The organism is Dyella flagellata (assembly GCF_030160275.1).
Classification (GTDB): domain Bacteria; phylum Pseudomonadota; class Gammaproteobacteria; order Xanthomonadales; family Rhodanobacteraceae; genus Dyella_B; species Dyella_B flagellata.
This window is the reverse complement of sequence record NZ_BSOA01000047.1, coordinates 73,985-87,308: the sequence shown is the minus strand read 5'-3', so window position 1 is coordinate 87,308 and position 13,324 is coordinate 73,985. Positions and strand designations below refer to the sequence as shown.

Sequence of the window (13,324 nt, the reverse complement as noted above, 5' to 3'; positions counted from 1 at the left end):
AGGGCTCGCGTTGTAGGGGATGAGCGCTACTGAGGTATCGATGTCGCTTGCTCGTCAGCTTTTAGATGCCGTTGGCGGACAGGTGGAAAAGGCGAGATATGGTTTGTGATACGGATGGCCATGTATGAAAGCCTCCCGCTTCCTCACCGCAAACGGGTGCCTGCGTATAAGGCGTCAAAGGCGGTATCCGGCTATGGGGAAGCTGGTGATGGCTTTGGCTTGATTTATTATTAGTCAAGCTTCCAGTAGGCATAAAATACGGTGCCATGCTCTTCAATTTCGTTATATATCGTAAAATCGTCAAGATTATTTAAAGCTTGTTTTCCAGGATAAGCAGCGTTCAAATAAAAGTACTGTCTCAGATACCTCACATGGGTATTTGCCGTGCATTGTTCAAAAGAATCTGTCGAAACGATATATATGTACGACGTGGCCTGTGTAGTTTGCGTACAGTCGGCCTGGCTGGGGGTTGATACTACGAGTTCGGCTTCCAGGGTGATATCTCCCAGGTACAGGCGACTTCGATCGATCTTGAAAGTATGGCTTTGATTGAGATTCAGATAGCTTGAATCAACGGTATATCCACGCCCCAGTGGATCCTTGCAGTCGGGATCGGGGTCGGCGGGATCACAGAAATCCTCTTCCGGTTTATCGATGGCAACGTGGTTGGCCCATAAATAAATGGTATTGCTTACCCAGGCAAAGTTTTCTACGAAAATGTCGGCCTTGATATCGCCAGTGGTGCTTTGATCGGGGCTGTCTGAATATTCGGCAGCATAGGCTGGCGATACACACGTGCTTAGGCCTATCCCTATCAGGACAAGCATGGCTCTTGCTTTAACGGTCATTTTGAACGCCCCTTTGGCTGATTTCAGCGATGGCCCGTTGAGCGCTTCCATCCTGGCCGCAGCGATAAAAAAAGAAAGCGTGGCATTGCCACGCTTTCTGTAGGCGTCGAACTGAAGGGTTTGTAGCTTAAAACTGGCTGCCGAAGGTGAACTGGACTCGCAAGCCTCCCGAATCGAATGAGTCACCAAGCTCTTGGCGGCAATGGCAATCCGGTCGGCCATTCAGATGGCTGAGCACACCGGCATTGCCGGCCATGACGGTATGTGCGCCGATGTAAACGTTTTAGGCGATCTGGATCTGGTTGTTCAGCCGCCTAATAAGCTAAGCTACCAAGTGTATTTGTATATCGGCAACGTTGAGCCGAAACAGGCGTCAGGTGGGCCATAACAGCTTGGTCCTTTGCTTTGATGACCGTCGGGTGGGGCATACGGAGAGTAGGAGACGAATACTCTTTTTGGAGTATATGTAACCAAATTGCCGTCAGCCTGAAGGGCTAAATATGTAGATCTCTGTTCGGTGATGGTGTAATTGGACATTTGTGACGCTGAAAGCGTAGGGATGCTTAAATATATACTGCCATTTTTATCGTGAAAAAATACGACACCCATTTGGAGATACGCAAACTTTGCTCTTCCTGTGGTCGCCGAAGACCATGTTGCACCTAACGGGCTATATAACACTAGATTTCCGTCAGCCTGGAAAACGAAATTATATTTTCCTGCACTAAATACTTTTTCTTTATCCAAATATCCATCTGGACCGATGACTGCGGCGTTTGCACCTACTGGGTTGCTATGATCAGAAGTATTGGAGGACCAGATAGGGTCGACCCTGAAAACAATCCATTGACCATAGTCAGTAATTGCAGCGTAGGCTGGTTTGTTGTACGCAGTGTTTGAGGACCAGATGGCTCTTCCTTGCGATTTATTGTAAAGAACGAAATTGCCATCTTCTTGCATAACGGCCCAGTCGGCTCCTGACCCGATCGTATTAGTGGACCAAAGCGCTTTGCCTGCCGATGTATAGACTACAAAGTTTCCATCACCCTGCATGACCGCGAAGTAATTTCCGTTGTTTGAATAAAGCATTTCTCCTGCAGACAATCCTTGTCCTGCATTGAGTAGGCCTGCAAAAGCCTGGCAGGTCCACAATATTAGCGTGCTGAAGACTAGAAGTTTCGTTTTCACGACAAGCCCTCCCTAAGGGTCGCAAGGCAATCGGTTGCCTTGAGGGGTATCGTCTAAAAAATAGCGATAAAAAAGAAAGCGTGGCATTGCCACGCTTTCTGTAGGTTTCGACTTGAAGGGTTTGTAGCTTAAAACTGGCTGCCGAAAGTGAACTGGATGCGTTCAGCGTACTGGCTGTCGCCCGGCTGTTTGCGGAACGGAACGCCCAGGCTGATGATCAGCGGACCGATCGGCGCCTGCCAGTGCAGGGACACGCCGGCGGATGCGTCAAGCTGCTTGGCGCTGAAGCTCTGCACGTCCTTGTAGGCCTGGCCGACGTCGAGGAACAGCGACACGCGCGCGGTGTTGATGTCCTTCAGGAACGGTAGCGGCAAGTACAGTTCCGCCGTGCCCAGCACCTTGAAGGCACCACCGATAGGCTGTGCATAACTATAGGCGCTGCCAGGGCAGAAGCCGTTGCGGTTGGGCTGGATGGGCGCGCCGTTGACGTCGCCTGCACAAGCACGCGGGCCCAGGGTGTTGTCCTGGAAGCCGCGCAGGTCGGTCACGCCGCCAGCATAGAAATTCTGCCAGAACGGATAGGTGACTTTGTCGCCGGCTTTGTAGCCCACGCCGGTGGCTGGATCGTAGTCGGTCGTGGTGTTCTTGAAGGTCTTGTTGCCGTAGGTGTCACCGTAAGCGACCTTGCCGTCCAGGTACAGCACAAAGCCCTTCCACATGGGCCAGTAATGATTGGCCTCGGCGTTGAAGGTCCAGTACTGCACGGTGGAACCCGGCAGCGCCACGTTCACGCCCGCGCTGATCGAGCCGCCGTGGGTGGGCGCCCAGTACGAGTTGCGCGTGTCATGCACCCAGCCCAGCGAGCCGGTCCAGCTGTGGATGGTTTCATGGCCCAGCGCATTGATGTAGTCGACCAGCACCTGCGGCGTGTAGCCGACGTAGGTGTTGAGCTTGGTGCTGCCGATACCGAGGCTGCCGCTCAGGCGGTCGAAATCGGTGATCGGGATGCCCAGGGTGGTGGAGAACGATTTGGTGCTGTTCGAGTAGCTGGCGTACTGATTGCCCAGGCTGCTGTAATCGGCCTTCGAAAAGGTCGCGTTATAGCCGATGCTGATGCCGTTGTCGGTCAGGTATGGGTTGAGGTAGCCCGCGTTGACCGAGGTAAGGTAGTCGCTGCGCTGCGCGCCGATGGTGAAGTGATCGCCGGTGCCGAGGAAGTTGTTCTGCGACACCGAAGCGGACAGGATGATGCCCGAATACTGCGAATAGCCCACGCCGAAGGTCAGGCTGCCGGCGGACTGCTCCTCCACCTTCGCCGTCAAGTCGACTTCGTCGTCGCTGCCGGGGACGGTCTGCTTGTCGATGGTGACGGTCTTGAAGTAGCCCAGCTGTTGCAGGCGGATCTTCGAGCGGTCGATCGCCGCCTGCGAATACCACGAGCCTTCGAGCTGGCGCATTTCACGCCGCAGCACGTCGTCTTCCGTGCGCGTGTTGCCCTGGAAGATCACGCGGCGAACATAGACGCGCGGGCCCGGCTGGATATACCAGGTGACGTCCACCGTCTTGTTCTGCTTGTCGAGCTTGGGCACCGAATTGACCTTGGCGAAGGCGTAGCCGATGTTCGCCAGCAGTGCCTTGATCGAATCGGAGGTTGCCTCGATCGCGCGGCGATTGAACAGGTCGCCGTCCTTCACGAAAACCAGCTTGCGCAGCGTGTCTTCGGGCAGGATGAGCTGGCCGAGCAGGTGCGTGCCTGAGATGTGGTAGATGTCGCCCTGGGTCACGTCGGCGGCGATGTACATCGCGCGCTTGTCCGGCGCAATGGTCACCTGGGTGGAGTCGATGCCGAAGTCGGCGTAGCCGCGGTCCATGTAGTAGGACTGCAGCTTTTTCAGGTCGCCCGACAGCTTGTCCTGGGAATACTGGTCGTTCTTGGAGTACCACGACAGCAAGTTGGTGGTGCCGGTTTCGAAGTTGTCTTCGATTTCCTTGTCGGTGAACGCCGTATTGCCGACGATGTTCACTTCCTTCACCTTGGCGACCTTGCCTTCGCGGATTTCGATGTCGACCGAAACGCGGTTGCGATCCAGTGTCGTCACGTGCGGCGACACCGAGACGTTGTACTTGCCGCGGTTGTAGTACTGGCGGATCAGTTCCTGCTGTACGCGGTCCAGCGCCAGGCGGTCGAAGGTTTCGCCTTCGGACAGACCGATGTCCTTCAGGCCCTTCTTCAGGTCGTCGGTCTTGATGTCGCTGTTGCCGCGGATCGTCAGCTTGGCGATCGACGGGCGTTCGGTCACCTTGATCACCAGGATGTTGCCGTCGCGCTCCAGCTCCACGTCGCTGAAGAATTTGGTGCCATACAAGGCGCGGATCGCTTGCTGGGCTTCCTCGCTGGTGAGCCGGTCGCCCTTGTTGATCTGCAGGTAGTTGAAAACCGTACCTGCGGAGATGCGATTGAGGCCCTCGATACGGATGTCGGAGACGACGAAGGGTTCCAGCGCGAACGCGCCGGTCGAAAGGGAGGCAAGCAGGATCAGGGCGGCGATACGCTTCATCGTCGATTCCGTTGTGTTATTCGGACGGGGCGGCCATGCGGCCGCCCCGCTGCATTTTTTTCAAAACCGGCATCATGCCAGCCTTAAGTGTGTTCCCCACCTGCGCCGGCGCAGCCGGCGAAAAAACGCCGGATGCCGCACAGGGCGCAGGCTTTGCCACGCGATCGGAAACGCTGGCACCCCAACCCAGGTTGCAGGCGGCGCGCATCCGTCTCACGAGGGCAGGATGATGCGATGGATGTCGTTGTAGAACGCCAACCCCATCAGCGTGACCAGCAAGGCGATGCCCACATACTGGCCCGCGATCATGGTCCGCTCGCTGACCGGACTGCCTTTGATCAGCTCGATAAGGTAATACAGCAGATGGCCGCCATCCAAGACCGGGATGGGCAACAGGTTGATGATGGCCAAACTCAGTGACACCAGGCCGAGGAATTCCAGGAACCGGTCCAACCCCATCTGCGCGGCCGCGTTGGCGACCTGCGCGATGCCGATCACTCCGGAAAGGTTCCGCGTGGACGCCTCGCCGGTGACCATCTTGCCGACCATGCCGAAGGTGTCGGTGGTGCGTTGCCAGGTGAGGGCGAGCGATTCGGTGAACGCCTTGGCCGGACCGTAATGCTGGATGGCGGCCTCGGCGGCCGGGCCGCTTATGCCGATGATCCACTGCATCGGCAGCCCCTGTTCCGATTTCATCTGGGCCGTGACGGTGAAACTCATCGGCTTGCCGTGACGTTCGACGTCCACCGAGAGTCGCGGCGATTTTGCAGCGTTGGCCTTGATCAGCGTGCCGATGTCGTCGAAGTTCTTCACCGCATTGCCGTTGATGCTCACAATGCGGTCACCGGCCTGGAGGCCGGCCAGCGCGGCGGGATCACCTGCTGAGAGGCTGGCGATGACAGGCGGTGGGGGCGCCGGCGACAGACCCAGCTTGTCCAAGTATTGTCCGAGATCTTCGCCCGCCGGCAGGCGATTGAGCGGCAGCACCAGCGAGCGCTCCTTGCGGTCGGTGCCCAGCACGGTGATCGCCAGCGGCGTGCGACTCAGCAGCGCATTGGCGATGGCATCGTAGGAGTCACTCCAGGTGCTGACCTGCATCCCGCCGATCGTGAGCAAGCGGTCGCCCGGCTCGATGCCGGCCTGCGCGGCCAGGCTTTGCGGTGCGGCGGTAACGATCGGTGCGTAGTCGGTACGGCCGATCAGGAACATCAGCCAGAAGGCGGCGATGGTGAAGATGATATTGAAGCCGGGGCCGGCGGCCACGATGGCAATGCGCTTCCAGATCGGCTGCGCGGTGAATTCCTGGTGGCGTTGAGCGGGATCGACTTCGCCCTCGCGCGCGTCCAGCATCTTGACGTAGCCACCGAGCGGAATCGCCGCGATCTGATACTCGGTACCGTCCCGGCCGATGTGCTTCCATACCGCGCGGCCGAAGCCGATCGAGAAGCGCAACACTTTCACACCGCAGCGTCGGGCGACCCAGTAGTGTCCGAATTCGTGAAAGGTCACCAGCACGCCAAGCGTGACCAGCAGCCAGAACACCGAGCCAAGAAAGGGATTCATCAAAGCAGGTACGTCTCTCAGGAACTCAAAGCTTATCAGCAAGCGTTGCAAAGTACCTGCCGAACGGCCTGGACGGCTGCCAGTAGGCCTGCACTCAGGATTGGACTTCGACCATGGCAGATGGCGGCAGTTCCTTACGCCACGCTATCGGGAGCGCGATGGGGCCGCCTAAAACCCTAGCAGCAGCTTCCCCAGCGCAAACACCGGCAAGGCCGCAAACACGCTATCCAGCCGGTCCAGCAGCCCGCCATGGCCCGGGAACAAGGCACCGGAGTCTTTCACGTTCGCGTGGCGTTTCATCAGGCTTTCCAGCAGATCGCCGATGATCGAGCTGGCGACCGTCACGACGGTAACCACGATCAAGCCCAGCAGGCGCAGGTCGCGGACGCCCAGTAGCCATCCCGCCACAGCGGCCACCAGCGCACTGGTGGCGAAGGCGCCATAGACCCCGACCCAGGTCTTGCCGGGGCTGATCTGCGGGGCCAGCTTGCGCTTGCCCTTGCCGAACCAGCTGCCAGCGAAATAGGCGCCGGTATCGGCGGCCCACACCAGCAGCATGGCCAGGAACGTCCAGGTATGGCCGTGGGGTTCGCTGCCATGGATGCTCAGCGCCGCCACCCAGGCGGGGAACACCACCAGGGCGCCGGCCAGCAGTTTCAGATTGCGATTTTCCGGGGTAGGCGCGGCCGCGAAGGCGAAATGGCGCAGCCATACGCACGTCAGCAGCCACCAGGCCACTCCGGCCACGATCAATGCGTGCCATAGCCATGGCGAATCGCGCAGCATCCACAGCGCAATGAAGCCCAGCAGGACGACTCCCAGCAGCATGCCGCGGGCTACGCGGCTTTTCATGCCGGCCAGCCGCGACCATTCCCATGCCGCCGCCAGAAAGGCCACCGCCAGCAGGCAGGCGAACACGCTGGTCGGCAAAAGCAGGATCAGCAGGATCGCCAGTGGCGCGAGGAGCAGGGCGGTAATAACACGCTGTCGCAGCATGACGGGTCCTAGCGGCTGGCTACAGCCGCCACGCGGCCTGGGTGGCGATGGCGTGACAGGCGGATAAGGGTGCTGGCAAGCCGGCTCAACGTGTCGCCGCCTGGGCGACTTGGTCGCCAGTGCGGCCGAAGCGCCGTTCGCGCCGGGCAAAGTCGTTGATGGCCAGTTGCAGCGAAGCCTGGTTGAAGTCCGGCCATAGCGTCTCGGTGAAATAGAGCTCCGCATAGGCTAGCTGCCACAGCAAGAAATTGCTGATGCGATGATCGCCGCCAGTGCGAATGAACAGGTCCAGCGGCGGCACTTCGGCCAGGCTGGTGCAGCGGTCGAAGGCGGCTTCGTCGATGGCCTCGACGGCAAGTTCGCCCCGCGCCACCGCCATGGCTGCCTTGCGTGCCGCTTGCACGATGTCCCAGCGGCCCCCGTAATTGACGGCGATATTCAGATTCAACTTGGTGTTTCCGGCGGTACGTTCGGCAGCATCAACCATGCGCTTGTGCAGCGCCTTGTCGAAGGCCGACAAATCGCCGATGAAGCGCAGGCGTACGCCGTTCTGGTCCAGCTCGTCCACCTCCTTGTCCAGCGCGCGCATGAACAGATCCAGCAACGCGCCGACCTCATCGGGCGGACGCTGCCAGTTCTCGCTGGAGAAGGCGAACAGCGTCAGCGCTTCCACGCCATGGCGGATGCAGCCTTCCACCACCTCGCGCACCGCCTTGCGGCCGGCGTTGTGGCCGAAACTGCGCGGTCGGCGGCGTGCTTTCGCCCAGCGCCCATTGCCATCCATCACGATGCCGATATGACGCGGGATATGTTTGAGCGTGGTCGTGGTCATGGATGGAGAGTAACGGTGGCGGCCGTGCCAGCTTCGCCTGGAGCCATGCAGAACACGCGTTGGTCAGGAAACGGCCATATGACGGCCCCCTTCTGCCTCGTCGCGGCAAGGATGATGGCGGAAGCGGGGCTCACGCGGCCAGCTGGCCTGGAGTCCGCATGGGGGCTGCGGTTGTGCAAGATGGACCCCTCACCCTTCTTTGCCCCTCCATCAGGTGGCGTGGACGGCGCGTGCCAACGTCTACTTCTGCGTCAGTCGATGTCCTTACATGGACATCAACTCTTCTTCCTTGGCCTTGGCCAGCTTGTCGACTTCCTTGACGAACTGGTCCGTGAGCTTCTGGATCTCATCATCCGCCCGACGTTCCTCGTCCTCGGTGATCTTCTTTTCCTTGAGCAGGTCCTTCACGTGTTGCAGCGCATCGCGGCGCACGTTACGGATGGCGATCTTCGCATTCTCGCCTTCGTGCGACACGTGCTTGGCCAGTTCGCGGCGGCGCTCCTCGGTGAGCGGCGGCATGTTCAGGCGGATCACCGTGCCGGCGGTGGTGGGCGTGATACCCAGATCGGAGGCCAGCAAGGCTTTTTCAACCGGGCCGACCATGTTCTTCTCGAACGGCGTGATGACGATCGAACGCCCGTCGGCCAGGGCAACCGTTGCCACCTGGTTCAACGGCATGTCCGAACCGTAGTAGGGCACCTTGATGCCATCGACCAGCGTGGTGCTCGCGCGGCCGGTGCGCAGGCGGGACAAGTCGTGCTTGAGGGCATCGATGCTCTTGCCCATGCGGGTCTGGGCATCGTGTTTGATGTCGTTGAGCATGTTCAATCACCCGATGGCGTGCAAGCCGGCAAGTATAGCAGTAACTCCCCGGCCCTCTTCGCAGAGGGCTTGGGAGGACAAAGCCGCCAGTCAGCTGGCGTCGACCAGCGTACCGATCGGCTCGCCGTGCATGATGCGCATCAGGTTGCCCGGCACGGTCATGTCGTAAATGCGCAGGGGCATGCGATGGTCGCGGCATAGTGCGATCGCGGCGGTGTCCATCACGGCCAGCTTGCGCTCGATCACCTGGTCGTAAGTGAGTTTTTCGAAGCGCGTGGCGTCGCTGTGCTTGGCCGGGTCGGCGGTGTAAACGCCATCGACCTTGGTGGCCTTGAGCAGCAGGTCGGCGCTTACTTCGATGGCGCGCAGCGCCGCCGCCGAGTCGGTGGTAAAGAAGGGGTTGCCGGTGCCGGCGGCGAACAGCGCGATGCGGCCTTTTTCGATGTGGCGAATGGCGCGGCGGCGGATGAAATCCTCGGCCACGTCATGGATCTGGATGGCGCTCATCACGCGGGCAAAGCCGCCGCGCTTTTCGATGGCATCCTGCATCGCCAACGCGTTCATCACCGTGGCCAGCATGCCCATGTGATCACCGGTGACGCGATCCATGCCGGCGGCAGCCAGGCCGGCGCCGCGGAAGATATTGCCGCCGCCGATGACTACGCCGATCTGGATGCCGGCCTTCTGTACCTCGATGATTTCGTTGGCCAGCCGGCCGATGACTTTGGGGTCGATGCCATAGTCGGCTTCCCCCATCAGGGCTTCGCCGGAGAGTTTGAGCAGGATGCGTCGGTACTTAAGCGGGTCGCTCATGGGGGCTCCGGATGGTGGGGTGTAGCCCGGGATACGGCCAAAGGGGTCGTATTCCGGATCGCTGCCGGGCATCGCATGCAAATGCCCCAAGCAAAACGGCGGCATTGTAGCGGAGCTCGCCGCAGACGTCAGCGCGTCATACTTTTATGCTCAGCCTGTGTCAGGTTTCACAGTGCAGTCACGACGGGAGCCATCCATGCACCACACCATCGCCGCCATCGCCCTGCTGGTGCGTGACTATGACGAGGCGATTGCGTTCTACACCGGTTGCCTGGATTTCGAACTGGTCGAGGATACGCCGCTCGGCGGTGGCAAGCGCTGGGTCCTGCTCGCGCCACCGGGCTCAAGCGAAACGCGCCTGTTGCTAGCCCAGGCGAGCACCGCCGAACAAGACTCTCATGTAGGGGAGCAGGGCGGCGGACGCGTATTCCTGTTCCTGCACGTCGACGATTTCCATGCGCGCTATGAAGCGATGCGTTCGCGCGGCGTGCGGTTCCTTGAGCGACCGCGTGACGAGCCCTATGGCACCGTGGCGGTGTTCGAAGATCTGTATGGCAACAAGTGGGATCTGTTGCAGCCGCGCACCAAACCGGCCGCCCCGCCGCTTCGCCCAGTGAATACGTAGTCTGGGATGACAATCTCGGCATGGTCATGCATGTCATATCGCGATGCCGGGATTGCCATTCCAGTCACGCGATCCAAAAAAGAAAGGCCGCGATGTCCCGCGGCCTTTCGTACAAACCAGCTGCGACGATTTACGCCAGGCCGGCCTGCTTCATCACTTCGGCGGCGAAGTCCTCTTCCACCTTCTCGATACCTTCGCCAACGGCCAGGCGAGCCACCGCGATCACATCGGCGCCTTCCTTTTTCAGCGCCTCGGCGACGGTGACATTGGTGTCCAGCACGTAGGCCTGGCCGAGCAGGGTGACTTCGGAAATGATCTTGGCGACCTTGCCGCTGACGATCTTTTCCAGGATGTCGGCCGGCTTGTTCTTTTCCTTGTCCGACATCTGGCTCAGCGCGATTTCCTTTTCCTTGGCCAGGAAGTCGGCTGGCACGTCTTCGGCGCGCACGAACTGCGGATTCATCGCCGCCACGTGCATGGCGATGCCCTTGGCCAGCTCCTCGGAGCCGCCCTTGAGGGTGACCAGCACGCCGATGCGGCCGCCGTGGACGTAGCTGGCGATGACGCCGGTGTTGGACGCGTGCGCCAGACGACGAACCTGGATGTTCTCGCCGATGGTGGCGACCAGGGCCTTGGCAGCTTCTTCAACGCTGCCACCGTCCGGGTAGGCGGCGCTCTTCAGTGCGTCAATGTCCTTGGCGCCGGACTTCAGGGCGATCTGGGCGACATTGTCGCTGAACTTCACGAAGTCGGGGTTCTTGGTGACGAAGTCGGTTTCGCAGTTCACCTCGACCAGCACGGCGTTGCCGTCGGCCTGGGCGGTGACGATGCGGCCTTCGGCGGCCACGCGGCCGGCCTTCTTGTCGGCCTTGGCGAGGCCCGACTTGCGCAGCCACTCCATCGCGACCTCGATGTCGCCGTTGTTCTCGACCAGCGCCTTCTTGCATTCCATCATGCCGGCGCCGGACCGCTCGCGGAGTTCCTTGACCAGTTGGGCGGAGATATTGCTCATGGGATCCTCGGAAACTTGGGGCGCCGGACGCTGCTGCGTCCGGCGCGTTTTTAAGACTTAGTCAGCGTCGCCGGCGTCGTGCTGCACACGGCCGCCACGACCACCGCGGTCACCACGACCGCCACGGCCACCGTCGCGGTCGCCACGGCCGGCACCCTTCTTGGGCGGCGGGTTGCGGCGCGGTGCGGCAGCGCGGCGTTCATCCTCTTCCTTGGCGACCGGGTTGCCTTCGCCGTCCAGCTCGACGAACTCGTTGGCGTCGCCCTGGGCAGCGGCCGGGGCGGCAGCCTTGCCTTCCAGGATCGAGTCGGCGGCGGCGCGCGCGTACAGCTGAATGGCGCGAATGGCGTCATCGTTGCCCGGGATGGGGTAATCCACCAGCTCGGGGTTGTAGTTGGTATCGACCACGGCGATCACCGGGATACCGAGCTTCTTGGCTTCCTGCACGGCGATGTTTTCATGGCCGATGTCGACCACGAACAGCGCGTCGGGCAGGCGGTTCATGTTCTTGATGCCGCCGAGGGAGTTTTCAAGCTTGGCGCGCTCGCGGCGCAGAGCCAGCACTTCGTGCTTGACCAGCTTGTCGAAGCTGCCGTCGGTTTCGGCTGCTTCCAGTTCCTTCAGGCGGCCGACGGACTGCTTGACGGTGCGGAAGTTGGTGAGCATGCCGCCGAGCCAGCGGGCGGTCACGAAGGGCATGCCGGCGCGAGCGGCTTCTTCGGCCAGGGCTTCGCGGGCGGAGCGCTTGGTGCCCACGAACAGCACGGTGCCGCGCTTCTGGGCCAAGCCCGAGAGGAAGTGCATCGCGTCGGTGAACAGCGGCAGCGTCTTCTCGAGGTTGATGATGTGGATCTTGCCGCGGGCGCCAAAGATGTACGGGGCCATCTTCGGGTTCCAGTAACGGGTCTGGTGACCGAAATGCACGCCAGCTTCCAGCATCTGGCGCATGGTGACTTGAGCCATGGTAGTACTCCTGCAGTGGGCCTTTTTCGTTTGGCCCGGGGGTTGGGACCTCCACGTATCCCCGGCTTCGACCGTAGCGCCCTCGAGGCTTGGAGAGGGGCGGCTACGGCACCCCGAAGACGGTGCCGATACGTGTGTGGCATTGGTTGGGCTTGTACCGCATGGCGGTTACAATCCCGCTTCGCTTTGCGCCGTGGTCGGCCATTCGTGGCCGGAAGCGGTCTGCAAAACCCGGAAATTGTAGCCGGGACCACCGCTTCGCGGCAAGTTGGCCTGGTTTTTGGCCGCGCTGCCGCCATATCACATCGGACCTATGGCAATCACCCTCAAATCCGCCCAAGACCTCGAAGGCATGCGCATCGCCGGCCAGCTGGCGGCCGAAGTGCTGGCCATGCTCAAGGAGCATGTGAAACCCGGCGTCACCACCGAGGACCTGGACCGGCTCGCCTACGAGCACATCGTTAACGTGCAGAAGGCGGTCCCGGCCAATGTGGGCTACCACGGCTTTCCCAAGACGCTGTGCACCTCGGTCAACCATGTGATTTGCCACGGCATACCCAGTCCCGGCAAGGTGCTCAAGGACGGCGACATCATCAATCTGGACGTCACCGTCATCAAGGACGGCTGGCATGGCGACACCAGCCGCATGTATTTCGTGGGCACGCCCGGCGTGCTGGCCAAGCGCCTGGTGGAAACCACCTACGAGGCAATGATGCGCGGCATCCAGGCCGTACGCCCCGGCGCCACCCTGGGCGATGTCGGCCACGCGATCCAGAAGCACGCCGAGGCGGCTGGCTTTTCGGTGGTGCGCGAGTACTGCGGCCACGGCATCGGCAAGGTCTACCACGACGAACCGCAGGTGCTGCACTACGGCAAGCCGGGCACGGGCGTGGTGCTGCAGCAAGGCATGACCTTCACGGTCGAGCCGATGGTCAACGCCGGCAAGCCGCAGACCAAGCAACTGCCGGACGGCTGGACGGTGGTGACCAAGGATCACTCGCTGTCCGCCCAGTGGGAACACACCATCGCGGTGACAGATGATGGATTTGAGATTCTGACGCGCTGGCCGGATGCCTGATCGAAGCTTGGGGTGCAAACCCCAAC

The 13,324-nt window shown here is 60.8% G+C and carries 12 protein-coding genes; 2 read left to right on the top strand and 10 right to left on the bottom strand.

Translation table 11 applies throughout. From position 1 onward, the window contains the following. Positions 1-230: 230 nt before the first annotated feature. From QQJ96_RS18600 to pyrH, 8 genes are all read right to left on the bottom strand, one after another. Positions 231-1,070, bottom strand: a complete 840-nt coding sequence (locus QQJ96_RS18600; RefSeq protein WP_284333528.1) for a hypothetical protein — start codon at positions 1,068-1,070, stop codon at positions 231-233. A 105-nt stretch (positions 1,071-1,175) separates the two neighbouring features. Beyond that, the gene (locus tag QQJ96_RS18595) at positions 1,176-2,036 is read right to left on the bottom strand and encodes a hypothetical protein (RefSeq protein WP_284333527.1); all 861 of its coding nucleotides are present in this window, start codon (positions 2,034-2,036) and stop codon (positions 1,176-1,178) included. A 128-nt stretch (positions 2,037-2,164) separates the two neighbouring features. Then, on the bottom strand, positions 2,165-4,594 hold the full coding sequence (bamA, locus tag QQJ96_RS18590) for an outer membrane protein assembly factor BamA (RefSeq protein ID WP_284333526.1): 2,430 nt from the start codon (positions 4,592-4,594) through the stop codon (positions 2,165-2,167). Positions 4,595-4,807: 213 nt separating this feature from the next. Beyond that, positions 4,808-6,157 (bottom strand): RIP metalloprotease RseP, encoded by a 1,350-nt coding sequence (rseP, locus tag QQJ96_RS18585; RefSeq protein WP_284333525.1) that lies wholly within the window; start codon positions 6,155-6,157, stop codon positions 4,808-4,810. A gap of 168 nt (positions 6,158-6,325) precedes the next feature. After that, entirely contained in the window at positions 6,326-7,153 is an 828-nt protein-coding gene (locus QQJ96_RS18580) for a phosphatidate cytidylyltransferase (RefSeq protein WP_284333524.1), read from the bottom strand. Between the two features lie 85 nt (positions 7,154-7,238). Beyond that, the gene (gene uppS / locus QQJ96_RS18575; protein ID WP_284333523.1) at positions 7,239-7,985 is read right to left on the bottom strand and encodes a polyprenyl diphosphate synthase; all 747 of its coding nucleotides are present in this window, start codon (positions 7,983-7,985) and stop codon (positions 7,239-7,241) included. A 264-nt stretch (positions 7,986-8,249) separates the two neighbouring features. After that, on the bottom strand, positions 8,250-8,807 hold the full coding sequence (frr, locus tag QQJ96_RS18570) for a ribosome recycling factor (RefSeq protein ID WP_284333522.1): 558 nt from the start codon (positions 8,805-8,807) through the stop codon (positions 8,250-8,252). 90 nt (positions 8,808-8,897) lie between these two features. Next, positions 8,898-9,620 carry a UMP kinase gene (gene pyrH / locus QQJ96_RS18565; RefSeq protein ID WP_284333521.1) on the bottom strand — a complete coding sequence of 241 codons (723 nt, stop codon included), beginning with the start codon at positions 9,618-9,620 and terminating at the stop codon, positions 8,898-8,900. 196 nt (positions 9,621-9,816) lie between these two features. Here pyrH and QQJ96_RS18560 point away from each other — a divergent pair, with 196 nt between their 5' ends. Beyond that, entirely contained in the window at positions 9,817-10,245 is a 429-nt protein-coding gene (locus QQJ96_RS18560) for a VOC family protein (protein WP_284333520.1), read from the top strand. Positions 10,246-10,375: 130 nt separating this feature from the next. Here the strand turns inward: QQJ96_RS18560 and tsf are convergent, their stop codons facing one another. Both tsf and rpsB read right to left on the bottom strand, forming a co-directional pair. Beyond that, on the bottom strand, positions 10,376-11,257 hold the full coding sequence (tsf, locus tag QQJ96_RS18555) for a translation elongation factor Ts (protein ID WP_284333519.1): 882 nt from the start codon (positions 11,255-11,257) through the stop codon (positions 10,376-10,378). A 57-nt stretch (positions 11,258-11,314) separates the two neighbouring features. Further along, entirely contained in the window at positions 11,315-12,220 is a 906-nt protein-coding gene (gene rpsB, locus QQJ96_RS18550) for a 30S ribosomal protein S2 (RefSeq protein WP_284333518.1), read from the bottom strand. 313 nt (positions 12,221-12,533) lie between these two features. Between rpsB and map the strand changes: the two genes are divergently transcribed. Then, a complete protein-coding gene (gene map / locus QQJ96_RS18545; protein WP_284333517.1) occupies positions 12,534-13,298 on the top strand; it encodes a type I methionyl aminopeptidase in 765 nt (254 codons plus the stop codon). Positions 13,299-13,324: the final 26 nt, after the last annotated feature.